Source organism: Pedobacter sp. L105, assembly GCF_009765875.1.
Taxonomy (GTDB): Bacteria; Bacteroidota; Bacteroidia; order Sphingobacteriales; family Sphingobacteriaceae; genus Pedobacter.
Window position 1 is genome coordinate 89,744 of record NZ_LMUP01000006.1, and the last position, 24,832, is coordinate 114,575.

Annotated in this window: 24 protein-coding genes; 11 read left to right on the forward strand and 13 right to left on the reverse strand. The window is 40.5% G+C overall.

The features are described 5' to 3' along the window. Positions 1-29: 29 nt before the first annotated feature. The 5 genes from rimO to rpmB form a co-directional block, all read right to left on the reverse strand. Positions 30-1,364: a 30S ribosomal protein S12 methylthiotransferase RimO gene (rimO, locus tag GSQ84_RS12585; RefSeq protein WP_158797627.1), complete on the reverse strand. Its 1,335-nt coding sequence runs from the start codon at positions 1,362-1,364 to the stop codon at positions 30-32. A 31-nt stretch (positions 1,365-1,395) separates the two neighbouring features. Further along, positions 1,396-2,358 (reverse strand): signal recognition particle-docking protein FtsY, encoded by a 963-nt coding sequence (gene ftsY, locus GSQ84_RS12590; protein WP_158797628.1) that lies wholly within the window; start codon positions 2,356-2,358, stop codon positions 1,396-1,398. A gap of 72 nt (positions 2,359-2,430) precedes the next feature. Beyond that, on the reverse strand, positions 2,431-2,595 hold the full coding sequence (locus GSQ84_RS12595; protein ID WP_158797629.1) for a DUF4295 domain-containing protein: 165 nt from the start codon (positions 2,593-2,595) through the stop codon (positions 2,431-2,433). A gap of 22 nt (positions 2,596-2,617) precedes the next feature. Next, complete coding sequence (gene rpmG, locus GSQ84_RS12600) at positions 2,618-2,800, reverse strand: 50S ribosomal protein L33 (protein WP_008242799.1); 183 nt, start codon at positions 2,798-2,800, stop codon at positions 2,618-2,620. A gap of 40 nt (positions 2,801-2,840) precedes the next feature. Further along, positions 2,841-3,074 (reverse strand): 50S ribosomal protein L28, encoded by a 234-nt coding sequence (gene rpmB / locus GSQ84_RS12605; RefSeq protein ID WP_158797630.1) that lies wholly within the window; start codon positions 3,072-3,074, stop codon positions 2,841-2,843. 302 nt (positions 3,075-3,376) lie between these two features. Between rpmB and acs the strand changes: the two genes are divergently transcribed. Both acs and GSQ84_RS12615 read left to right on the forward strand, forming a co-directional pair. Beyond that, on the forward strand, positions 3,377-5,272 hold the full coding sequence (gene acs, locus GSQ84_RS12610) for an acetate--CoA ligase (RefSeq protein WP_158797631.1): 1,896 nt from the start codon (positions 3,377-3,379) through the stop codon (positions 5,270-5,272). A gap of 97 nt (positions 5,273-5,369) precedes the next feature. Continuing rightward, entirely contained in the window at positions 5,370-5,555 is a 186-nt protein-coding gene (locus tag GSQ84_RS12615) for a CsbD family protein (protein ID WP_158797632.1), read from the forward strand. A gap of 76 nt (positions 5,556-5,631) precedes the next feature. On the opposite strand, the gene GSQ84_RS12620 is transcribed toward GSQ84_RS12615, so the two are convergent. Continuing rightward, positions 5,632-8,565: a pitrilysin family protein gene (locus GSQ84_RS12620; protein WP_158797633.1), complete on the reverse strand. Its 2,934-nt coding sequence runs from the start codon at positions 8,563-8,565 to the stop codon at positions 5,632-5,634. Positions 8,566-8,722: 157 nt separating this feature from the next. Between GSQ84_RS12620 and surE the strand changes: the two genes are divergently transcribed. From surE to lpxB, 3 genes are read left to right on the forward strand one after another with little or no spacing between them, the layout of a single operon-like run. Further along, positions 8,723-9,502, forward strand: coding sequence for a 5'/3'-nucleotidase SurE (surE, locus tag GSQ84_RS12625; RefSeq protein WP_158797634.1), 780 nt, complete (start codon positions 8,723-8,725; stop codon positions 9,500-9,502). Further along, positions 9,495-9,764, forward strand: a complete 270-nt coding sequence (locus GSQ84_RS12630) for a stationary phase survival protein SurE (protein ID WP_158797635.1) — start codon at positions 9,495-9,497, stop codon at positions 9,762-9,764. Before surE ends, GSQ84_RS12630 begins: the two co-directional genes overlap by 8 nt. Continuing rightward, positions 9,761-10,864 (forward strand): lipid-A-disaccharide synthase, encoded by a 1,104-nt coding sequence (lpxB, locus tag GSQ84_RS12635; RefSeq protein ID WP_158797636.1) that lies wholly within the window; start codon positions 9,761-9,763, stop codon positions 10,862-10,864. The genes GSQ84_RS12630 and lpxB overlap by 4 nt, the downstream gene beginning before the upstream one ends. An 8-nt stretch (positions 10,865-10,872) precedes the next feature. Here lpxB and GSQ84_RS12640 read toward each other — a convergent pair whose 3' ends face one another. The 3 genes from GSQ84_RS12640 to hxlB form a co-directional block, all read right to left on the reverse strand. Continuing rightward, positions 10,873-11,244 (reverse strand): response regulator transcription factor, encoded by a 372-nt coding sequence (locus GSQ84_RS12640; RefSeq protein ID WP_158797637.1) that lies wholly within the window; start codon positions 11,242-11,244, stop codon positions 10,873-10,875. Between the two features lie 112 nt (positions 11,245-11,356). Beyond that, positions 11,357-11,989: a 3-hexulose-6-phosphate synthase gene (hxlA, locus tag GSQ84_RS12645; protein WP_158797638.1), complete on the reverse strand. Its 633-nt coding sequence runs from the start codon at positions 11,987-11,989 to the stop codon at positions 11,357-11,359. Between the two features lie 40 nt (positions 11,990-12,029). Further along, the gene (gene hxlB, locus GSQ84_RS12650) at positions 12,030-12,614 is read right to left on the reverse strand and encodes a 6-phospho-3-hexuloisomerase (protein ID WP_158797639.1); all 585 of its coding nucleotides are present in this window, start codon (positions 12,612-12,614) and stop codon (positions 12,030-12,032) included. 184 nt (positions 12,615-12,798) lie between these two features. Between hxlB and GSQ84_RS12655 the strand changes: the two genes are divergently transcribed. Together GSQ84_RS12655 and GSQ84_RS12660 are read left to right on the forward strand one after the other, a co-directional pair. Further along, positions 12,799-13,662, forward strand: a complete 864-nt coding sequence (locus GSQ84_RS12655) for a helix-turn-helix domain-containing protein (RefSeq protein ID WP_158797640.1) — start codon at positions 12,799-12,801, stop codon at positions 13,660-13,662. 44 nt (positions 13,663-13,706) lie between these two features. Then, positions 13,707-15,485, forward strand: coding sequence for a DUF885 family protein (locus GSQ84_RS12660; RefSeq protein WP_158797641.1), 1,779 nt, complete (start codon positions 13,707-13,709; stop codon positions 15,483-15,485). Here the strand turns inward: GSQ84_RS12660 and GSQ84_RS12665 are convergent. From GSQ84_RS12665 to GSQ84_RS12680, 4 genes are all read right to left on the reverse strand, one after another. Further along, on the reverse strand, positions 15,478-15,732 hold the full coding sequence (locus tag GSQ84_RS12665) for a hypothetical protein (protein ID WP_158797642.1): 255 nt from the start codon (positions 15,730-15,732) through the stop codon (positions 15,478-15,480). The genes GSQ84_RS12660 and GSQ84_RS12665 overlap by 8 nt on opposite strands. 12 nt (positions 15,733-15,744) lie before the next feature. Next, a complete protein-coding gene (locus tag GSQ84_RS12670; protein ID WP_158797643.1) occupies positions 15,745-16,104 on the reverse strand; it encodes a response regulator transcription factor in 360 nt (119 codons plus the stop codon). 157 nt (positions 16,105-16,261) lie between these two features. Continuing rightward, positions 16,262-16,633, reverse strand: a complete 372-nt coding sequence (locus GSQ84_RS12675) for a response regulator transcription factor (RefSeq protein ID WP_158797644.1) — start codon at positions 16,631-16,633, stop codon at positions 16,262-16,264. Between the two features lie 78 nt (positions 16,634-16,711). Next, complete coding sequence (locus tag GSQ84_RS12680; RefSeq protein ID WP_158797645.1) at positions 16,712-17,899, reverse strand: ROK family transcriptional regulator; 1,188 nt, start codon at positions 17,897-17,899, stop codon at positions 16,712-16,714. A gap of 231 nt (positions 17,900-18,130) precedes the next feature. Between GSQ84_RS12680 and GSQ84_RS12685 the strand changes: the two genes are divergently transcribed. The 4 genes from GSQ84_RS12685 to GSQ84_RS12700 all read left to right on the forward strand — a co-directional run bounded on the left by GSQ84_RS12685 (position 18,131) and on the right by GSQ84_RS12700 (position 24,818). Further along, complete coding sequence (locus GSQ84_RS12685; RefSeq protein ID WP_158797646.1) at positions 18,131-19,387, forward strand: YdcF family protein; 1,257 nt, start codon at positions 18,131-18,133, stop codon at positions 19,385-19,387. 122 nt (positions 19,388-19,509) lie between these two features. Next, complete coding sequence (locus GSQ84_RS12690; RefSeq protein WP_254070850.1) at positions 19,510-20,124, forward strand: RNA polymerase sigma factor; 615 nt, start codon at positions 19,510-19,512, stop codon at positions 20,122-20,124. Positions 20,125-20,184: 60 nt separating this feature from the next. Then, a complete protein-coding gene (locus tag GSQ84_RS12695; RefSeq protein WP_158797647.1) occupies positions 20,185-21,165 on the forward strand; it encodes a FecR family protein in 981 nt (326 codons plus the stop codon). Between the two features lie 83 nt (positions 21,166-21,248). Beyond that, positions 21,249-24,818, forward strand: coding sequence for a TonB-dependent receptor (locus GSQ84_RS12700; RefSeq protein ID WP_158797648.1), 3,570 nt, complete (start codon positions 21,249-21,251; stop codon positions 24,816-24,818). The last annotated feature ends 14 nt before the right edge of the window (positions 24,819-24,832 follow it).

A 24,832-nucleotide genomic window follows, 5' to 3' on the forward strand; every position in this document is an offset into this window, starting at 1 on the left:
AATAATCTACAATTCCTCAAACAGCAATTTTATTTTACAATCTGTCCATATAGGTCAAAGTCTTCAGCACGGTCGATCTTTACCTGGACAAAGCTTCCATTGGCAGCGTAACCTGTAGCGGCATCGATCAGAACCTCGTTATCTACTTCAGGAGAATCATATTCTGTACGTCCGATAAAGAAATCTCCCTCTTTACGGTCTATCAGTACTTTGTAGGTATTACCTACTTTTTCCTGGTTAATATCAAAAGATATTCCCTGTTGTAACTCCATGATTGCATCTACGCGTTCCTGTTTTACTTCATCAGGCACATCATCTACCAGATCGTGTGCATGTGTTTTCTCTTCGTGGGAATAGGTAAAACAACCTAACCGGTCAAAACGTGTATCTTCTACCCAGCGCAGCATTTCTTCGAAATCTTTCTCTGTTTCACCAGGATAACCACAGATCAGCGTAGTACGCATAGCGATGCCGGGAACTTTATCCCTGATCTGGTTTACGATATCAATTGTTTTTTGTTTGGTAATGCCGCGGCGCATAGACTTCAGCATATTATCTGTAATGTGCTGTAAAGGCATATCCAGATACTTGCAGATATTCTCGCGTTCATTCATCGCATCCAGGATCTCCATAGGGAATCCTGAAGGATAGGCATACTGTAACCTGATCCACTCAATACCATTGATATCAGACAAGCGTCTCAACAACTCATCCAGGTTACGTTTACCATAAATATCCAGTCCGTAATAAGTAAGGTCCTGTGCAATCAGGATCAGCTCCTTTGTTCCGTTGGCAGCCAATATTTTAGCTTCATGTACCAATGCTTCCATTTCCGTAGAAACGTGTTTACCACGCATCAGCGGAATGGCGCAGAAAGAACAGGGGCGGTTGCAGCCTTCGGCAATTTTAAAATAAGCAAAATGTGAAGGCGTGGTCAGTAACCTTTCTCCAATCAGCTCGTGCTTGTAATTTGCGCCCAGGGAATGTAAAATATTCTGCAGGTCGTTCGTTCCAAAAAAAGCATCCACATTGGTGATCTCTGCTTCCAGTTCTGGTTTATAACGTTCAGAAAGACATCCGGTAACGATTACTTTGCTTACTTTTCCAGCTTCTTTCAGCTGGCTGTATTGAAGGATCGTATCAATAGATTCCTGTTTGGCATTGTCGATAAAACCGCAGGTATTGATCACGATGATATCGTCTTTATTGATATCGTTAGCCTCATGAACCACGTTTAAATTGTTTCCTTTCAGTTGCCCCATTAAAACTTCGGAATCATAAATATTCTTGGAACAGCCCAGGGTAATTACATTGATCTTAGGTTTTTTAACAGGTATAATTCTGGAAGTGGTTTTTGTGTTCATGTTGTATGTATATATGCTTTAAACTGACAACCTATTTAAACAGGCCGTCGACAAAAGCTTTTTTATCAAATAATTGAAGGTCGTTTACACCTTCACCAACCCCGATGTACTTAACGGGGATCTTAAACTGGTCGGAAATACCGATCACTACACCGCCTTTGGCCGTGCCGTCCAGTTTGGTAATCGCTAATGCATTTACGTCTGTAGCTTCAGTAAACTGTTTGCATTGTTCAAACGCATTTTGACCTGTGGAACCGTCTAGTACGAGTAAGATCTCATGTGGTGCACCGGGAATTACCTTCTCCATCACTTTTTTGATCTTGCCCAGCTCATTCATCAGTCCGATCTTATTATGCAGACGTCCTGCGGTGTCGATAATCACTACATCGTCGCCATTGGCTACGGCAGATTGTATGGTGTCAAAGGCTACCGAAGCAGGATCTGAACCCATTGCCTGTGCAACTACGCGTACATCAATACGTTCGCCCCATAACTTGATCTGTTCTACGGCGGCAGCCCTGAAAGTATCGGCGGCGCCCAGTACTACTTTCAGCCCTTCTGCTTTCAGCTTGTAGGCCAGTTTGCCAATGGTAGTAGTTTTACCTACGCCATTTACACCGACTACCATGATCACATAAGGTTTATGGTCGCCATACTCAAAGCTGCGAAAATCATTACTGTTATTCTCAGCCAGCAGCAGCTGGATCTCATCGCGGAGCAGGACATTCAGCTGGGAAGTAGATAAATATTTATCCCTGGCTACCCTTTCCTGTATCCGCTCAATGATCTTCAGTGTAGTAGTTACGCCTACGTCGGAAGTAACGAGAACTTCCTCCAGATTATCGAGTACATCATCGTCTACTGTCGACTTTCCGGCAACAGCTTTGGTGATTTTGCTCAGGAATCCTTCTTTAGTTTTCTCTAAACCTTTGTTTAATGCTTCCTGGGCCTCAGGAGCAGTTTCCTTTTTCTTGAAAAAATCAAATAATCCCATAGAAATGTAGATGAAAACAAAAAAAGCCCTCCCAGAATGAAGGGACGGCTTTAATATGATTAAATATTAAAATTACTTACCTTGAGGATCAGTAATAGCATCGTTAACGTGATCGTTATGAACGATAACTTCTTTGAAAGAGTAAGCACCTGATTTAGGTGATTTTGTCATCGTGATAACTTTTGAATATTCTTTACCTTTACCCGTTTTTAGGGTTGCAACTACCTTTTTTGCCATGATCTAAATAGATTGAAAGTTATTACTTAATTTCTTTATGTACAGTTACTTTTTTCAACACTGGATTGAATTTTTTCAATTCTAATCTCTCTGTAGTGTTTTTACGGTTTTTTGTAGAGATATATCTAGACATACCAGGCATGCCGCTAGTTTTATGCTCTGTACATTCTAGAATAACTTGTACTCTGTTACCTTTTTTTGCCATCTTTTTATTATTTTAGTTGATTTCACATCAACAATGTTTTTTACAAAAATCCTTTTTTAACGAAACGGTTGATCGCTTCAGTAATACCAATCTTATTGATGGTTTTAATAGCTGAAGTAGAAACTTTCAGTGTTATCCAACGGTCTTCATCAGGAATATAAAATTTCTGAAGTTGTAAGTTGGGATAAAACTTACGTTTAGTTTTAGTGTTTGAATGAGAAACATTAAAACCACTCATTGCCTTTTTTCCGGTTAAATCACAAACTCTAGACATGCCTTAATATATATTTTAAATTGTTCTTCGCTTAATTTTTTAAGAGTGTGCAAATATCACTAAAATAATTGTAACGATCAATACTACATGCGATTATTTTTCAAAATAATATAAAATCAGCCAGCTGTCTGAATGCAATTTCGTGTAAACGCAGCGCAAATATAAGCCTTATCGCGTTTAGATCTTCCTATGCCACTAATTATCTGCAACAGATCTGTTAATAATTTTGCAATAAGAATGATTTTTATAGATTGCATTCCTATATATTTGACTATTATAGTATCTCCAAATTAACAAGTTTTATGCAAATCAAGTCTTTAACCGAGTATGAGCAAACGTATCGTTTCAGTGTGGAATGGCCAGAACAATTCTGGGCCGGAATAGCTGAAAATTTTCTATGGAAAAAGAAGTGGGACAAAGTATTGTCCTGGAATTTCACCGAGCCTAATATCAAATGGTTTGAAGGGGCAAAATTAAATATTACTGAAAACTGTCTGGACCGCCACCTGGCAGAAAATGGCGATACGCCTGCAATCATCTGGGAATCCAATGATCCTGAGAAGCCGAGCGTAACCTTAACTTATAAAATCCTTCATGAGCAGGTTTGCCGTTTTGCCAATGTGCTGAAGAAAAATGGCGTGGTAAAAGGCGACCGTATCTGTATCTATATGCCTATGGTACCAGAACTGGCTGTTGCCGTACTGGCCTGTGCCCGTATTGGTGCGGTGCACTCCGTGATCTTCGGTGGTTTTTCTGCCAAGTCTATTGCCGACAGGATCAACGATTCTGCCTGTAAGCTGGTGATCACCGCTGATGGTTCGTTCCGTGGTAATAAGCAGATACAGCTGAAAGACGTGATCGATGATGCGCTGATCGGCTGCCCTACTGTAGAAAAAGTGATTGTACTGACCCATACGCGTACACCAGTATCGATGTTAAAAGGTCGCGATTTGTGGTTTGAAGATGAAATAAAACTCGTAGATACCAACTGTCCCCCTGAAATGATGGATGCGGAAGATATGCTGTTTATCTTATATACTTCCGGCTCTACGGGCAAACCTAAAGGCGTGGTACATACGGTTGGAGGTTATATGGTTTATGCCGGTTATACCTTCTCCAATGCGTTTAATTACCAGCCGGGAGAAGTGTTCTTCTGTACAGCTGATATTGGCTGGATCACTGGTCACTCTTATATCGTTTACGGGCCTCTGTCACAAGGAGCCACTACATTGATGTTTGAAGGAGTACCTACTTATCCTACACCTTCAAGGTTATGGGAAGTAGTAGAAAAACATAAAGTTAATATTTTATATACTGCACCAACAGCTATCCGCTCCTTAATGAGTTATGGTAAAGAACCGCTGGAAGGTATCGACCTGAGCAGCTTAAGGGTGCTGGGCTCTGTAGGAGAACCGATCAACGAAGAAGCATGGCACTGGTTTGATGAAGAGGTAGGACATAAAAACTGCCCTATAGTAGATACCTGGTGGCAAACTGAAACCGGGGGGCTGATGATTTCTCCGATTGCTTTTGTTACACCATTAAAACCTGCCTGTGCAACACTGCCTTTGCCTGGTATCCAGCCTATCCTGGTGGATGAACAGGGTAATGAAATTGAAGGGAATGGGGTAAATGGAAACCTATGCATCAAGTTCCCATGGCCAGGCATGCTGAGGACAACTTATGGCGATCATGAACGCTGTAAGCAAACCTATTTTTCTACTTATCCAAACCTCTATTTTACAGGTGATGGTTGTATGAGGGATGAAGATGGTTATTATAAAATAACCGGAAGGGTAGATGATGTGATCAACGTTTCAGGACACCGTATTGGCACAGCCGAAGTGGAAAATGCGATTAACATGCATGCCGGGGTGGTTGAAAGTGCCGTGGTAGGTTATCCGCATGAGATCAAAGGACAGGGAATCTATGCCTTTGTGATCTATCCTAAGCTGCATAGTGAATCTGAGCTGACTAAAAAAGATATCCTGCAAACAGTTACCCGTGTGATCGGTGCGATTGCCAAACCGGATAAAATTTTATTTGTAACCGGATTGCCAAAAACACGTTCCGGAAAAATCATGCGTCGTATCCTGAGGAAAATTGCCGAGGGCGATACGGAGAACCTTGGAGATATCAGTACGCTGCTGGATCCGACGGTAGTAGAAGAGATCATTACCGCTGCTAAAAAATTATAGTCATTGTCCTTAAATTTTAATCAGCCTTTGGTTGTATCAAAAACAATTTTTATGCTGCTGTGTTTTTATCAGACTACTCATAAAAAAACATACGATCATGGATAATTTAGAATTAAAAGGAAAATGGAACGAAATAAAAGGTAAAGTTAAACAAGCTTATGGCGACCTTACCGAAGATGATTTGACACATGAAGAAGGTAAGGATGATGAGCTTTATGGAAAATTACAACAAAAAACGGGTAAAAGCCGTGATGAGTTGATCCATTGGCTGAAATCTTTGTAAGCCTTTACCACATCACATAAAAAAAGCGATCCTGGCCTTGGCCGGGATCGCTTTTTTTATGTGATAGACAGCTATCTTAATAACCGAATATCTGCTCCAGTGTAAGCGTATTCAGCTTGCCGAATTTCTGCAGGTCTTCTGTTTTTACTTTTTTATCAGAAGCCACAATACAATAATTGTATGGTTTATTAGCTACCCTTTCATCATGGAAAGTTTTGATGTCAGTAAAGGTGAGCGGTTTTAAACCATTGTATTCATCCATTCTTGCTTCATGATCCAGTCCCAGTCTTTTATCTGCATAATAATGAAGAATAATATCGTTTTTGGTGATCCTGGAAGTTTCGATTGAATTCATCGCATTAGATCTGGACGAAACAAAGTTCTTTTCAGATTCTGGCAATACATTCAGCAACTCGTTCATGGCGCCTACGGCATCAGTCATTTTATCAGCCTGGCTTCCTACATAAGCTATCAGCGTATAATCTTTGTCTTTTTTATCCGGGCTAACAAAAACGGCAAATGTGGAATAGGCCAGTGCCTTAGATTCCCTGATGGTCTGGAAAACAACAGAGCCCATACCGCCGCCGAAATAATTGTTAAACAGGTCGATCTTCGCACCCAATGCAGGATCATAAGCACCATTGTTCCTTACCCAGCGAATCTCTGACTGCACCATATCGTAGTTGGCAAAATAAACCTGGTTGTCTGTATTCGCCATATAGTTGAAATGTTGTGCCGGTGCTGCTTCTGTAAATGCTGCTGGCAGCACATGTACTTTTGTGATGTCCTTACTAAAAGCATCCAGTGTTTCAGGACCGTAATAATTGATCGTGTGTTTGTATTCTTTCAGGTGGTGAATGATATCCAGCAATTGAGCAGATGTCATTTGTTTCACTTCGTCATTAGACAATACAAAATTAGAAGGGTTTTGCGGGCCGAATTGTGCATAGCTGGTTAAACCGTTTAAAATAGCCCCCTTGTTCAATTTATTGTTTTCCCTAAGTTTTAATGTACTGCTTTTTAACTCTTCCAGCGCATGCTCATTGGCTTTGCAATTGGCAAAAACATGTTCTACCAGATTAACAGCCTGATCAAAATTCTCCTGCAGTCCGCTGATATTTATGGTAGTTACGTCATTGGTTACTGTAAAAGTATAGGTACAGGCAATGTTATAAAATTGCTTGCTGATCTCTTCTGCAGTATATTTATCTGTACTTAAATAGGTAAGGTACCTGGCTGCATAAGGTGCCAGTTTATTGTTCCATGCACCCATTTCAAAGCGGTAGCTGAGGTTGAAAATACTGTTATTCTTATTTTGAACGGTTACTACATCAGCGATACCTGCTTTACCGAAATTCAGGTCTTTAGCATAATCCAGGAATTTGGCTTCTATAGGTTTAGAAGGTATTCCCAGCAGGTTTTTTGTGAATGCTGAAGTTTCGTTAGCATTGGTTTTTACCGCTGTAATAGCGGGTTTTTCAACCTTAATGATGCTTTTGTCTTCACCTTTGTGTTTTAAGATCACTACGTAATCATCCTTAAAGAACTGATTGGCGAAATCCACTACTTCTTTTTTGGTCACCCTGGCCATTTCATCATTACTATTCAGGTCTTTGTCCCATTTCGTACCGCGGTTCAGGATAAACTCATTGGCTACTGTTTCTACGCGGAAGTCGTTTTTATCAAAAGCTTCCAGCAGGGCCAGTTTGGTATTGGCTACTGTAGCTTTGATCAGGCTTTCATCAAAATCACCTTTTTTCAATAGCGTGATTTGATCCATCAGCAGTTGTTTCGCTTCTTCCAGTGTTTGTCCTTGTTTAGGCTGGGCCGTTAAAATGAAAATTCCATAATCTTTCATTTGCTGATAACCGGCTGCTGAGCTCAGTACCATTTGTTTTTTATTCAGGTTGATGTCCATCAAACCAGCTTTGCCATTGGCCAGGATGCTCGACATTAAGTCCAGCAGAAGGCTTTGCCTGGTAGTTTCTGCATAACCTCTGTAACCTATTCTTACAGACTCTGCACTGGGGCCGTAAATATCGGCTACCTGAATCTTGGTCAGTGGTTTTTCAGGTGCAGGACTATAAGGTGCAAAAGGTTTAGGCTGCATATAAGAGAAATCTGCATCTACCTTTTTAATCATTTCATCGGCTTTAAAATCACCTGATAAAACAATGGCCATATTGTTAGGCACATAATATTTGTTATAGAACTTTCTGATTTCTACCAATGAAGGGTTTTTTAAATGTTCAATGGTACCAATGGTGGTTTGCTGACCATAGTTATGCGTAGGGAAAAGCAGGGCGTTCATTTTCTCACCTACCTTTGCAGCATCATTATCCAGTCCGCGGTTTTTTTCCTCATAAACAGCTTCCAGTTCGGTATGGAAAATACGGAACACCGGGTTGCGGAAACGTTCGGCCTGCAGGGCCAGGAATTTATCTGTGTTATTGGAAGGGAAATCTTCATTATAAATCGTTTCCTCATACCAGGTGTGTGCATTGGTTGACTGTCCGCCGATCGACTTCATCATTTTATCATACTCATTGGCGATAGAATAGTTAGAGGCTTCGCCCGAAGTTTTGTCGATTTCTGCGTAGATCTCTTTGCGTTTTACCGGATCTGTAGTGGCGTGATATTTCTCATACAGCGCTTCTATTTTATCCAGATATGGTTTTTCTTTAGCGTAATCCATCGTTCCAAAACGGTCGGTCCCTTTAAACAACAAGTGTTCCAGGTAATGGGCCAGTCCGGTAGACGTTCTGGGATCGGTATTACTACCTGCCCTTACGGCCATACGGTATTCAATACTCGGTTCCTTGGCATTCTCGGAAAGGATTACTGTTAATCCGTTTTTTAGCGTGTAAAAACGTGATTGGGTAGGGTCGTTGGTTACATACTTGTAAGTATAACCTGCAGAACTGGCTGTTTTCCACTGATAACTGTTTTGTGCGAACAGTGCCGACCCGGAAAATAGAAAACAGGAGAGCATTAGTAAATTTTTCTTCATTTGGTTGTAATTAGGTTTAATGTAATTCGCTAACTGTTACATATTGCTATTTCAGTTAACATCATTACGGCTTCTCATTAAATAAGTTATCTTCAAATATACTTTTGAAATATGAATTTTTCACAATATTGACCTATTATCTTGTACTTTTACCCTTATGAAGAGAGATCACTCCAAACCCAATATTTTAGTGGTAAACGATGATGGTGTAACTGCACCGGGTATAAGAAATCTGATTGAAGCAGTTAAAGAACTGGGAAACGTAGTTGTAGTAGCGCCCGATGGGCCTCAGTCTGGCATGGGACATGCCATCACTATCGGAAAACCACTGCGTTTTGATACCGTGCATCTGTATGAAGGTGTAGAAATGTACAAGTGTTCGGGTACGCCGGTTGACTGTGTAAAATTGGCTGTCAACAAAATATTTAAAGGTAAAAAACCTGACCTGTGTGTTTCAGGGATCAACCACGGATTGAACAATTCCATCAATGTCATTTATTCAGGAACCATGTCTGCTGCTGTTGAAGGGGCAATTGAGGGTATTCCGTCAATTGGTTTTTCGCTGGATGATTATAGTGAAGAAGCTGACTTTAGTCATTGCTTAAAGTTTGTTACTAAAATTGCCCGTCAGGTACTGGAAAATGGCTTGCCACAGGCTACGCTGCTGAATGTCAATTTTCCAAAGGGACCGGGGTTAAAAGGAATAAAAATATGCCGTCAGGCCAATGCAAAATGGGCTGAAGAATTTGATGAACGTAAAGACCCTTACGGACGTCCATATTATTGGCTAACGGGGGTATTTCAAAATAACGATAAGGGAGAAGATACTGATGTTTGGGCCCTGGATAATGGATTTGTCTCTGTAGTTCCTGTTCAGTTTGATCTGACCGCACATCACGCTATTCCGGTATTAAATTCATGGACATTTAATGATTAAAAGAATTCAGGATAGCGTTTGGTCGGGCTTTGGCATAGGTATTTTTGTTCCTGGCGCACTGCTGGCTATAGTATGGTTTATCATGCACAGGGTGGCGATGCTGGCTAAGGCAGATCTGCTGCTGATTGGCTGTATCGCGGTTAATGCCTTACTGCTGAAATACTTTTTTAAGGTTAACCAGGAAAATACAGGCCGGGGAGTTTTAAGTGCCACCTTTATCTGGGCGCTGCTTTTCTTTGTTTATAAAATATCAAAGCCATGAAGTACTACCTTGTAGCAGGGGAAGCCTCGGGCGATCTCCATGGAGCTAACTTAATGAAGGCGCTGAAAGAGAAGGACGCAAAAGCATCATTCAGGTACTTTGGCGGCGATAAAATGAAAGCCGAAGGGGGAGATCTGGCTAAACATTATTCGGAACTGGCCTTTATGGGTTTTACCGAGGTAGTGCTCAACCTGCAAACGATCCTGAGGAACATGAAAACCTGTAAGGCAGATATTCAGGCCTATGCACCTGATGTGCTCATCCTGATTGATTATTTTGGCTTTAACGCAAAGATTGCCGCTTTTGCCAAAGAAAAAGGGATAAAAGTGTTCTATTATATCTCTCCTAAGGTGTGGGCATGGAACCAGAAAAGGGTCCTCAAAATAAAAATGATAGTCGACAAAATGTTCTGTATCCTTCCTTTTGAGGTAGATTTTTATCGGGAATGGGGGATGGAAGTAGACTATGTGGGCAATCCTTTGCTGGATGAAAAATCAGCTTTTGTACCGAATGAAGATTTCAGGCAGAAGAACAATCTGGGCGATACAGAAATTATTGCGCTGCTGCCGGGAAGCCGGAAACAGGAAATAGAAAGGTTGTTACCTGTGATGCTGAGCGTGATAGAAAGTTTCCCTGATCATGTATTTGTAGTAGCCGGGGCGCCGAGCTTCCCTGTTGTCTATTACCAGCAGTTTATCGGGGCAAAAAATGTAAAACTGGTATTTGGCCAGACTTACGATCTGTTACATGTTGCCAGCACTGCCGTTGTGGCTTCAGGTACAGCTACGCTGGAAACTGCCTTATTTAAGGTACCACAGGTAGTAGTTTATAAAGGAGGGGCTATTTCTATTGCTATTGCCAGGATGCTGGTCAATATTAAATTTATTTCATTGGTTAACCTGATCATGAACAGGGAGGTGGTAACCGAGCTGATCCAGAACGACTGTAATACAATTAATATTACTGATGAACTTGTAGGATTAGTATCAGGACCAAAAAGAATGATGATGATGGAAGACTATAATGATTTAGCAGGGGTAATGGGAGAGCCCGGTGCTTCGGCCCGTACAGCCGGTCTGATGTTAAAATATCTGAAATAAAAATTGGGTTAAACCTTCTTTTTATTCAACAGGTTATTGATCCTTTTCACTACATCATCCAGGTCAAATGGCTTGCTGATATAATCATCCGCACAAGCCTGTGAGCTCATCTGCTTACTTCTTGGATTTGCAGACATCACAATAACGGGAATATGTTTGGTAAACATATCATTTTTTAGGTCGTCGCAAATTTCTATACCATTACCATCAGGCAGCATGACGTCAATGATAAACAGATCGGGCAAAGCGTCCCGGAGTTTGTTTTTTAGTTCACTTACTGATGAAGAAAGCTGAAGTTCATAACCCTCATCTTTTAGCAAATACTCTATAATATACCTGATATCGCTATCATCTTCCAATACGTGGATTCTTTTGGTCATATGTTGTTAAATTTGGCCATTATTTTTTATTTATCTGCAAATATTGTTCCAACACAAAGGAGGATTGACGTTTCTATCGTCTAATCCTCCTTTGTAATACTATTGCTACTTATTATACCGCATCAATTGCTTCACGCAATGCTTTAGCTGCGGCAGCAGGATCTTCTGCACCGTAGATTGCAGCACCGGCAACGGCTACAATAGCGCCTGCTTTAATCACAGCGGCTACATTGTTGATGTTTACTCCACCAGCTATAGAAACAGGTACGCCTGCGCTTGCCGCTTCATCAATTAACACCTGGATAGAATAGCCTGCTGTCCATTGTTCATCTAAACCTGCGTGTAATTCTACAAATTCAGCACCCAATTTGGTGACTTCCTGTGCACGTTTAACACGGTCGGCTACTCCGATCGTATCAACTACGATACCTTTTCCATGTGCTTTAGCAGCTTTGATTGCACCTATAATTGTTGCATCACCTGCAGCCCCCAGAACAGTTACCAGGTCGGCACCAGCTTTAAAAGCGATATCTGCTTCTAATTCTCCTGCATCCATAGTTTTCATATCAGCAAAAACCAGTTTATCCGGATGTGCCTGTTTCATTGCTGTTACTACAGCAAGACCTTCCTGTTTGATCAGAGGGGTACCCAGTTCAATAATGTCAATATAAGGGGCGATTTTTGCAACTAACGCCAATGCGTCTTTAGTGGTTAACAGATCTATTGCGACTTGTAATTTTGCCATGATTTTGTTTTTATTTTTTATGTAATTGTAAGCTATTGGATTATTCCAGGTTGGCATGTCTTTTCCATAATTCTTCTGCGGGCGTTCCGTCTGCATCCCACATCGTTTGAAAAACAGCGTCTGTTAATAAAAGCAGGGCCTGTTCAAATAAACTTCCTGCATATTGTGCCGAAATGGTTTTACCATGATCTTCTTTTTGTGCTGCGGGAAGCACCATTACCGCAGCGGAAAGTTTAGCCAGTGGTGATTCTGTGCCTGTAGAAAAAGAAACTACCTGTGCACCTGCAGTGACAGCTTTTTCTGCGGCTTTAACAATGGTACTGGTAGTGCCAGATCCGGAAGCAGTAATCAGCAGATCGCCATTGCGGATAGCCGGTGTAGTAGTTTCCCCGGCAACAAATACGGTGAGGCCAAAATGCATCAGCCGCATTGCAGCGGAACGTAAAGCCAAACCGGAGCGGCCTGCGCCAGCCAGAAATATACGGTCGGCCTGCTGAATATAGGGAATCAACAAAGCGAGCTGATTAAAATCAAGCTGTTCTGATAGTTTTATATTTTCTTTTAAGATCAGGTCCAGGTTAGCTTTTAACCCGGCAGCCGTATCTTGAAGTTGCTGATCACTCATGGCTTCAAAGGTAGCCTTAACCGCTGCCGGCTGCGTTATACTATATGCGCATTCTATGGGACTTTAAGGAAAAAGTTTGGCTTAAGATCACAGTAATGACATAAAAAAACAGAGATTGGCAATAAATACACCTCAATTTCCTGATCGTCCAATACGATCATTTAGGATAAAGTATATTTGGACAATGGAAAAAAATACAAGCCTGGGATTGGAAACCTCATTGATCTATATCCGGAACCTGGAGAATTGCCCCCCAAGTTACCTGAATGATCCGGGGCGGAAAGATTTTTTTGAGATCGTATGGTTACAGAATGAACTTCCATTACATGCAATTAGAGAAGAAGAAGAACACGGGCGGGGCGACTGGATTTACCTGATACCTCCCTATCGGGTTCACCAGTTAAATAAAGCAGGTAAAAATGGAATATTGTTATCCTTTAAAAGGGATTTCCTGGAGGAGGGCGATAAGGAATTTTACCTGGATATTTTCAAGATCTTTAATATACAGGGAGAATTTTCCTGCCTGCCGCTTAGTATAGAAAATGCAGAAGAGCTAGGAAAGATCTATCCGCTGCTGGAAGAAGAATACAGCAAGCCATCCAACAGCTTCTTTATTCTAAAAGCATTGCTTAAAGTTTTCCTCCTTAAGCTGATCCGCATTAAAGAACATGTATTTACGGCACAGGATGTGAACCAGAAAAGAGTGTATGAATTTATGATGCTGCTGGAAGAAAATTATCAGCAGGAACGTAATGCAGAATTCTATGCTTCTGCGCTAGGTATCAGTTCCAAGCGCCTTAACCAGATCTTAAAGGAAAAACTCGATAAAACAGGGATGCAGCTGATTCACGACAGGATCATCATGGAAGCTAAAAGGAAGATCATCCATAGTGAATATACATTGAAAGAAATTGCCTACGACCTGGGCTTTACCGATCGTCCTTATTTCAGCAGGTTCTTTAAAAAACAGACAGGCACTTCACCGGAAGATTTTCAGCAGCATGCCAGGCACCATATTGAATCCCGGTTCAATACCCTCGTTGAATAGAAAAAAAATCCTATCTTCATTTCGTAAAAACAGGAATCAAAAATATGAAACGAATAGCTCTTGCCCTGATTGTAATGGGCGCTGTAGTAGGATGTAAACAAAAAGACAAAGGCACAGCGGCCACTGGAAATGCACAGTTCAATAAGTTATGCGCACAATATTACGAGGATTATTTAAAATTAAATCCATTTACAGCTACTTACAATGGTGATAACAGGTATAATGACCTGTTGCCTAATGATGGTTCTGTTGCCTATATTCAATCGTTCAAAAAATTTGACCAGCAATACCTGGACAGTTTAACCAAATACAATCCTGAACAGCTTAGTGAAAATGATAAATTATCTTTTAATATTTTAAAAGACGAGCTGGAAACAAGTCTTGAAGGTTTCAATTACCATTTCGAATATCTTCCTTTTAACCAGATGTTCGCATTGCCATTAACTATGGGGCAGTTAGGATCTGGTACAGGTGCACAGCCATTCAAAACCGTAAAAGATTATAATAACTGGCTAAAACGGCTTACCGCATTTTCGGTATGGGCAGATACTGCTATTGGAAACTTCAAAAAAGGTGCCGCCGCCGGTATCGTTCTGCCTAAAGCCCTGGTGGTAAAGATGTACCCTCAGATGCTGGGTATGGTAGTGACCGACCCTAAGAAAAGCCTTTTCTATGGCCCGATTGATAGTCTTCCAAAATCATTTTCAGCAACAGATAAGCAAAAATTCACTACAGCTTATAGCGAAGCTATTCTAAACGTGATCGTTCCTACGTATAAAAAACTTGGTAATTTCTTAAAGAACGAGTACCTGCCAAAAGCCAGGACTACTTCCGGGTATTCGTCTATGCCAGGCGGGACAGCCATGTATACTTACCTGGTCAAACAGCAAACCACTACAACAAAAACTCCTGAAGAAATTTATCAGACAGGTTTAAAGGAAGTTGCCCGTATACATGGGCTGATGGACAGTATAAAAACTGCAACCGGTTTTAAGGGAAATCTGCAGGCCTTTTTTGAATACATGAAAACGGACCCTAAGTTTACGCCCTATAAAACACCGGCGCTGATATTGGCAGCATTTGACAATATTCACAAACGCATGGAGCCGAACCTTAAAAAGATGTTCACCCATGTGCCTAAAACGCCATTTGAAATCCGTCAGACAGAGGCTTTCCGCGCAGCTTCGGCCAGTGCAGAATATAACCAGGGATCAGCAGATGGTAAACGTCCGGGAATTTTTTATGTACCAATCCTTGATGCTACCAAATTCAATACCACCTCGGGAATGGAATCTTTGTTTCTTCATGAAGCTATTCCCGGTCATCATTACCAGATCTCGTTAACCCAGGAAAATACTTCATTACCGAATTTCCGTCGTTTCGGTGGGCATAATGCCTACATAGAAGGATGGGCGCTGTATTGTGAATCTTTAGGTAAAGAGCTGGGCTTGTATACCGATCCGTACCAGCATATGGGGGCTTTGGGTGATGAAATGCTGCGGGCAGTGCGTTTGGTAGTGGATGTGGCCATACATACAAAAAACATGACCAGGGAACAGGCAATCCAGTATATGATGGACAATGAGGCACTCAGCAAAGAATATGCTACTTCAGAAATAGAGCGTTATATGGGTATACCTGCACAGGCCCTGGGTTATAAAACAGGGGCAATGAAGATCCGTGAATTAAGAAACAGGTATGAAAAGGAACTGGGTGCTAAATTTAATCTGGCAGAGTTTCACAACCAGGTATTAAAAGACGGTTCTATGCCTTTAGGCGTGTTCGAAACTAAAATGGATGCCTGGGCAGCAACGGTTAAATAGGAGTGGCGGAAGGAAATGCCAGTAAAATAAACAGCCGGTAATAGTTTTCTATTTCCGGGCCAATCTGGAAAGCTTCGGTGTCGTTATAGGAGCTGGAATTAAATAAAGTAGTCCAGGTTCCTGAAGAGGGATTTTTATAGATCTCCATAAATCCATCGTGATGCATTACTTTAAACAGGGGAACGGTTAGTGATAACCGTTTCACCTGGAAAACAATACCTTCAATTTCGATTTTATAGTAGCTCATAAGGCCGGTAGATTAAGCTAATTGTTTTTCTATACGTTTTAGCAATTCATCCAGATCAAAAGGTTTAGCAATAAAATCATCTGCATAAGCTTCTTTACTGCTTTCTTCTGCTGTAGCATTTGCAGACATGATAATTACAGGAATATGCCTGGTGTCCAGACTTTGTTTAAGTTTCCTGCATAATTGTATGCCATTTCCATCCGGAAGTTTTACATCCATCAAAATCAAATCAGGCAAGGTATTAAACAGGTTCACCTTAAATTCTTTGGCGTTGGATGCTACTGTAACATCATATTCAGACTGCTGTAAAATGTACTCTATCACGTCCCTGATAGCTTCATCATCTTCTATGATTTGTATTAATTTGGACATTATCTAATATAGTTAATTTTAAGAATAAAATAGTCATCATTCACAATTTTTAGCCGGTGCGATAACCAATCAGTTTGTGGAACGAAATTTAAGAAGTTTTGTTTTTTTTAGATATAAATCATCTAAAATAATACATAATTCTTACTATCACCTGGTATTATGAATGGTGACCATGAAGATGTTTTTCAATTCTGGCAACGAGGTCATGAAGATCAAAAGGTTTACTGATAAAATCATCAGCGCAGCCCTCAGTTCTTACCTCGTTTTCATTGGAATGGGCCGACATAATAATAACCGGGGTATGTTTGGTGCGTTCGTTGGTTTTAATATGTTTGCAAATCTCTAATCCATTACCGTCAGGAAGCATTACATCCAGAAGGTACAAGTCGGGCAAGGGGCCCTGCATACTCGAAATAAAGTCTTTCACATTTGCTGATAACTGTACTTCATAGTCGTAATCCGACAGGAAAAATTCTACAATGTACCTGATATCCTCATTGTCCTCTACTACGTGTATATATTTCTTCATCAGCCAGGTTAATTTTTGTGATTCAATGATAAGCAATCTGCAAAGACAACCCCGGGAAGGCCTGAATAGTTTTAAATTTTATGCTTTGACAGTTTTTTGTCTTACAAAAAGTTCTTTGCTGATGTGATCAATAGCCAGGGCGGCCGATCCTGCCAGTTGGGCGTCAAAACCCATTTTTGATAGTACGATATCTGTACCTTCAGTTAAAATTGGAATGCTGTAATCATTGATGGCCTGTTGTACAGGGGCTAGCCAGAATTTTCCGGCTTTGGTAGCGCGGCCACTAAGGACGATCACTTCGGGATTTAGAATATGGATCAGGATGGCTATGGCCCTTCCAATCTGGTAGCCTGCAAAAGAGATCAGTTTTATAGAGAGGGAGTCGCCTTTTAAGGCCTCTGCGATCACTGCTGAGATCGTTACTTTATCATTTTCCAGCTTAAGACTGCTAAATGCCCCATTACGGATTTCTTCTGCTGCATTGTTTTCGATAGTGATCAGCGAAGCCTGTGTTTCCAGGCAGCTTCTTTTTCCACAGCTGCAGATCTGGTCGTTATCAAAAATAGGAATATGACTAAACTCACCGGCATATCCCCTGAACCCTCTGTAGATTTGATTGGAAATGATCATCCCTAAGCCTATACCCCAGCTCAGGTTGATCACCATGATCTCGCTTTTAACCTTACCCATGCCAAATTTCAGTTCCGCGAGGGCTATCACACTAGAGTCATTGTCAATAAATACAGGTAAACCAAGCTGTTCTGTAAGTGTGTCACGAAGGCTCTTGTCTGTAGTAAGGAGGTAACTGCGGTTGTTCCCTTCCTGCACATCTATAAAACCAGGCATCGAAACACCTGCGGCGATGAGCTTGCTTCTCTTGATGCCAGACTGATCAACAAAATGGTTAACAGTACTAATCAGGTCATCCAGGGCTAGCGGGTTGTTATAAAGATTAAGTGCCGTTTCAACAGTTTCTGTTACAAAATTGCCGTTCATATCTACAATCACCATTCGTGTATAAAACTGATCCATTGCCACAGAAAGAATAAAATGCTTGTCGGCCACCAAAGAATAAACCATTGGTCTTCTTCCCGTAGGAGACAATGCAAGTCCCTTTTCAACAATGTAACCCTCTGCAATCAGATCTTCAATGTGTTTGGTAATCGTAGGAATACTAACACCAGTTGTTTTACTAATTTCTAAAGAGCTGGTCATCGTACTAAAGTACATTGCCTTAATAATGGACAGGTGAGTATCGGATAACATGAAAGGCTTGTTTTGAGCGTGAGTGATATATTTTAAATTTAAGAAACAAAAATGGTAGAATAAAATATTTTGTTAGTTATTAAAATGTTTTTTAGAATTATGAATATTTAATAAACTAAAACATATTGGCCATTTGTTGGCTTAAAAAACGATTTTGCTAAAAAGGTCAAGATTTTTTGGATTTAATGGTGTATTACCACAGACTTAACGTTCATTTGTTATTTTAGGCGCATGAAATCCATTACTCTTCTTTTGTTTTTATTTCTGCTTTCCACTACTGGTTTTTCGCAGAAAAATTTGCCAGATCGCCATTATCATTTAATCAGGGGATATAGTTATGTACAGTCTAAAAACTACTACCTGCTTACCTTGTTTAGCGAACTCCCAGGTTTAAAAACGATGCTGCAGCATGATCCTGTATTATCTAAGTTAAGTGCAGATAAGCGGGCTGATCTTTTGGCTGCGGTAAAAAGTAATACTAAAGATTTCCGCAATTGCGCGGAGAAATTTAAATTCAGTAATGAAGAGATTATTCAGATCGGAAACAGGCTGGGTGAACTTTATCAACCTGCTAATGAATTGGGAAAACTGGTTGGTCAGCATTTGATCCCTTCCGGTTGTTACCAGCTATATAACGGGCAGGGCGATAAACAGTTGCTGATCAAAGCATGGGAACAGGATGCGAAAGCGATCAACCATACCATCAATGTATATACAGAGGGAGAGAAGCCAAATTATCCGCAAATAGATTCTATAGGTTTTAATATAAAGGAACGCAGTTATCCCGAGATGGTTTCCTTAAACGCAGGACTTGCATTAAGTGAAACACAAAAAGACGGGCTTTTTTATGCTCCTTCAATGTTCTTTGCTTTACAGTCCCTTGAAATCAATGAAAGAAACCGGGCGGGGGACTTTGAACCTCTGGCAGAAACTGTTAACAAGGCGGCTTTAACTTATGCTGCTTCAGTGAAGTGGAACCATTATCCTTATACCCTAATCCTGATACCCGGAGAAGGGCCCGAAGAAAAAGATGTGGAGCTCAGTGCCGGAGGAATGTTACGGTGCCGTCTGGCAGCACTGCAATACCATCAGGGAATGGCACCATTTATCATGGTTTCCGGAGGCTGTGTACACCCTTATAAAACAAAATATAATGAGGCTGCTGAAATGAAAAAATTCCTTATGCAGGCACTTCATATTCCTGAATATGCCATACTGATGGAGCCCCATGCCCGTCATACCACTACTAATTTGCGGAACTGCGTTCGGTTGATTTACCGTTATGGTTTCCCGATGGATAAACCCTGTATAACTTCTACTGCAAAATCTCAGAGTATGTATATCTCACAGGTGATGACGGGAAGATGTGAAAAGGAATTGGGTTATGTTCCTTATACTAATGGCAAGCGACTGTCTGATACTGAATTAGAATTTTATCCTTTGGCGGTATCTCTTCAGATTGATTTTGACGAACCAATGGATCCTTAATCAATAAATTTACGTGCGAGGTAAATGTTAAATTAACCTTGTGCGCTTTTTCTTAACATTAAATTCACATCCTGCACACACCGTTACCCTACTTTTGCTGGTGCTCAGGCTGAAGAATAATCATGATGGAGAGAAACTTACCAGAACAAATACTATTGCAGCAAAGTAGTGAAGGTAATGCAGCAGCATTTCACGAACTTTATCAATTGCATAAAAAAGGTGTTTTTGCTGTTGTTAATTTGCGGATTCCAGACCTGGATGATGCAAAAGATGTAGTACAAGAGGTTTTTCTGGAATTATGGCTCAAAAGAGAATCCCTGTCATCCATCCGCGACCTTAAACCTTACCTCTATATAGTGGCACGAAACCAGGTTGTTTCTGCCTTTCGGAAAAAGCACATTCAGATGAGGAATGAAGGTATCCTGCTGGAAGGATTAAATACGCTGGATCATTCTGCGGAGGATAGTGCCATAGCACGGGAGTTGTACCATCAGATCAATCATCTGGTAGAAAGGCTGCCTGAAACCACCCGCCAATGTTATCACCTGAGTAAAAACGAAGGCAAGAGAAATGGCGAAATAGCCGATATCCTTAATATCTCTGAAAAGACCGTACGTAACAATATTTCTGAAGCCCTTAAAAGATTAAGGTCAAGTTTGAAGGAAACACATCCCGAAATGCTGGCGCTTTTGATTTTTATGCTAAAATGTTTTAGTGTTGTTAAAAACCTAATGTAAGCTTAACAATTCCTTAAAGGACATTCGGTGTTCGAGCACGAGCTATAATAAAGCGAACACTTGAATAACAGAATTAAAATATTATTTGAACGGTATCAAACAGGTAAAGCCACTCCGGAAGAACGTGAACTGGTAGAGGTATGGTTTGAAAGCCATTATGGACAGCAGGGAAGAAAGCTGAGCCGTAACCAGGAGACAGAAGTTTTCGAAGACCTTGATACAAGGATAGCGGCAATACTGACCGAATCCAGCCCGGTACGTAAACCTAACCTTCGCTGGCTGCAGGTTGCTGCAGTTTTTGTCACTTTGATGGGAGCCGGGCTATACAGCTATCATCAGTTCGTTCAACAAACCCAGGTACCCGAAACCTATACTGAATTCAGGTCACGCAACGGAGAAAAAAAGCAATTCACGCTTCCGGACGGAACTACCATCTTTTTAAATTCAGGATCGAGTGTATATGTTTCCTCCAGGTTCGGACAACAGAGAAGAGAAGTAAAACTAAGCGGTGAAGCCTTCTTTGATGTACATCACAATGCTGCCCTGCCTTTTATTATTCATTCCGGTAAATTACAAACCACGGATATAGGAACTTCCTTTAATATCAATGCTTATCCTGATGAAAATAAAGTACAGATCACTGTAGCCAGCGGATCTGTTAAAGTTGAGACCAATTCTTTATCAGGCAAGTCTGAGCTGTATACAAAAAGGCTGACCATTAATCAATCGCTGGTCTATAATAAATTGAAAGACAGTCATGTTGTGACTATTGTCAATTCGGATTCTATCAGTTCGTGGAGAACCAATCACCTGAACTTTGATAATGCCACCTATATAGAAATAAGCAGGTCCATTGCCCGCTGGTATAACCTGGATATTACCCTAAGCCCCAAAATCCACGACTCCAAAAAATACACACTTAGCTTTATTAACGAACGGCCAGATAAAGTGCTGAACGTATTATCCAATTTAACACACACCACTTATATGATGAAAGGAAGAACAGTAATGATTAACCCTATGAAATCTGAAAAGATGTAAAACAGAACAGCGCTTAAGAAAACCAGGTGCGGGAAAAGCACCTGAAACACCGAATTCCTTTTAATTTTTTATTTAAATCAAAAATGCAAAAATTCTATCCAACCAAATTTTTATCAAAGGCCAAACCGCGACTTAGATCCGGAGCACTGAAATTAGTGCTGGCCCTGATCTTTATTTCTCAGCTAATCCAGCCGGGTTTTGCTGCAGAAGCACAAACGATTAAAAACACTACTATTTCATTTAATGCCAAAGACCTTACCTTAAAAGAGGTTTTTAAAATCATTGAGAATAAATCGAACTTCCTGATCGGTTACGACAATAAAATCGATACCCGGAAGAAAGTTACCATTGATGTTAATGCTCAATCGGTTTATTCAATTCTTACCCAGTTATTAAAAGATTATAAAGGCACCATTTCCCAGGTAGATGACCGCCATGTACTCATCAATGTTGAAAAAAATGTTAAGATAGCAATAGTTCCGGTTAAAGCGGTTAAACCGGCAGTACAAATTCAGGTACACGGTATCGTAATTGATTTTAAAGACGAACCTTTACCGGGGGTTACAGTAGTAGATAAAACTTCAGGTAAAAAAGTAGGTACTGATGAGAATGGTAAATATTCGATCAGTTCTTCTACAGGATCAACTTTGAGCTTTAACTATATCGGTTATGATAAAACAGAAGTTTTAATCACAGACCAGAGCGTAGTGAATGTACATTTGAAAGAGTCAAGTAATTCACTGCAGGAAGTAGTGGCTATTGGTTATCAAACGGTAAGAAAATCTGATGTAACAGGTGCGATCAGCAGTGTAAAAGCTTCTGATTTAAACTTAACCACTCCATCCCTTGGTCAGGCTTTGGTAGGTAAAGTTGCCGGTGTGCAGGTTTCACAAACAGACGGTGCGCCTTATGCAGGAATGAAAATACGCGTTCGTGGTGTAGGATCATTAAATGCAAGTACAGATCCATTGTATGTAATTGATGGTTATCCCGCAGGAAACAATATCAGTATCAATTCTGAAGATATCGAATCCATAGACATCCTAAAAGATGCGGCTTCTGCTGCGATCTATGGTTCAAGAGCCTCTGGCGGTGTCGTTTTAATTACTACCAAAAAAGGAAAAGATGGTAAAGGTAAGTTTGAATATGACGTTCAGTTTGGTATTTCTCAGTTAGAGAAGAAAATTAAATTGATGAATTCTACCCAGTTTACGAATCTGGTGATTTCTGCCCGTAACAACTCTTATAAAGATTTGTGGATTGCCAAAGGCAAAACCTGGAATGACTCGATGTATTCTGATGACAATGCCACCAGGGTTGCCAATGTAGGTAATTCAGGCGCTGTGAGTATTCCTACATCCATGTATAACTTTGCTACCCAGAGTGCCATTGCACCTCAGTACAATACGGATTGGCAGGATGTATTATATGACAATTCCGCAGCCTTCCAGCGTCATAACCTTTCCTTTTCTGGTGGTACTGATAAAGTGAAATATTTTGTAAGCAGTGGTTATCAGGATAATAATGGTATCGTAACCAACACTGCGAGTAAAACGATCAACTTCAGATCTAACATTGAAGCACAGGTAAATGACCGCATGAAAGTAGGTGCTAACGTATCTTATACACAAACTAACAATAAAGAAGTAGGCGAAGGTCGTTTCAGTCCAATGATGTCTGCTTTATTATATCTTCCAACTTTACCTGCAATAGATGCGAGTGGTAACCCGATCCAATATGGACAGGATGCACTGGCTAACCAATACGGTTTTCAGGGTATTGAAAACCCACTGGCTACCGTTCAGCAGATGAAAGTCAACAGAGTTGGATACAGAAGTGTTTATAATGCTTTTGCTACTTATGATATCTTAAAAGGTTTAACTTTTAAAGCTAATTTAGGCGCACAAACGTATAATGAAAAATACGATTCGTACCAGCCAACCAGTTTGAGTGATGGTGCCAATAATCCTCCTTTTTCTACCCAATCACAAACTGATGCCAATGCAGTGGCACAAACCCTTACGCAGACAGATAAATTGGCCGAGTTTACTTTAAATTATGGTAAAACAATAAACAAACACCATTTTGATGTAATAGGCGGTTACTCTGCTCAAGAAAGTACTGCTGATTTAATCAGGGTAACAGCGAAAGGTTTTACCAGTGATAATGTTGAAGAAATTAGTGCAAAAGGTGCAGACGCAAGTTTTTTCACCCTTAATTCTGCAGCTAAAACAGTAACAACTTTACTTTCTTATTTCGGTCGTGTGAGCTATAATTATGATAGCAGATACTTCCTAGCAGGTACTTTACGGACAGACGGTTCATCAAGGTTTGGTCCTAATAACAAATGGGGAACATTCCCTTCAGTATCTGCAGGATGGGGCCTTTCGCAGGAACACTGGTACAACGAATTCTTAGGCGCACAATCATCTGTTAAAATCAGGGCGAGCTGGGGCTTAAGTGGAAACAATAACATTCCTGATTACAGATCTGTACAAACCGTTGCCTCACCAACAGGAGCAGTATTTGGATCAGGCACCGTTGCCTCAGCAGAGTATGCCAATAGTATTCAGGATGCCAACCTTGGATGGGAATCTACTTCACAATATAACTTAGGAACCGATATTACCATTTTAAAAGGTCGTATATCTCTTAGTGCTAACTATTACCTGAGTGAATCTTACAATTTACTATTCAACCAGCCAATTTCTGCGGTTTCCGGTACTTCAAGTATCCTGACCAATTTAAAAGATAGCAAGATCCAGAATAAAGGGTTTGATTTCCAGGTGGATGGAAAAGTGGTCAAAAGCAAGGACTTTAATTTCGGAATTAGTGGAAATATTTCCTTTAACCGCAATAAAGTATTGAACATGGGTGGTGCAAGTACAATCTACACCGCAGGTGCCGAGCGTTCTTATATCACCAGTATAACTGAACAAGGTCAGCCGGTAGGTATGTTCTATGGTTATAAAGTAGCCGGACAAGTAACCGCACAAAACATTAAAACAGTAGCGAACTCATCATTTTCTACTACTCCTTTAAAAGTAGGTGATTTATACTTTGAGGATTTAAACCATGATGGGGTGATCAACTCTGCTGATCGTCAAATCATAGGAAGCCCTTATGCTAAGTTTACTTATGGATTTGCTTTAAATGCTAGTTATAAGGCATTTGATTTCCGTGCTGCATTCAACGGATCTTATGGAAATAAAATCTTAGACGGTCAGGATTATTACCTGTACAATGGCGAAGGTTCAGGTAACAACTACGCTATCGAATCAGATCCAAATGTATTAAACTACCCTCCATCACGCGCGGGATCGCAAAGTAATAGTACAAGACTTTCTTCTTTTTACATTCAGGATGGTTCTTATTTGAGGGCAACTGAAATTAGTGCCGGGTACACCATTCCTAAATCTATATCTCAACGTTTAAAAGTGCAGAATATTAGGTTCTATGCTGCAGTATCTAATGCATTTACACTAACCAAATACAGAGGATATAACCCTGATGTAGATTATCAATATAATCAGTATAACACAGGAACAAATACTACTGGTAGTAATGCGTCTGCAAACTTGGCTCCAGGTGTAGATTACGGAGGTTATCCATTAGCAAGAACATACAGTCTAGGTCTTAAAGTAACATTCTAATTTAACGATGAATC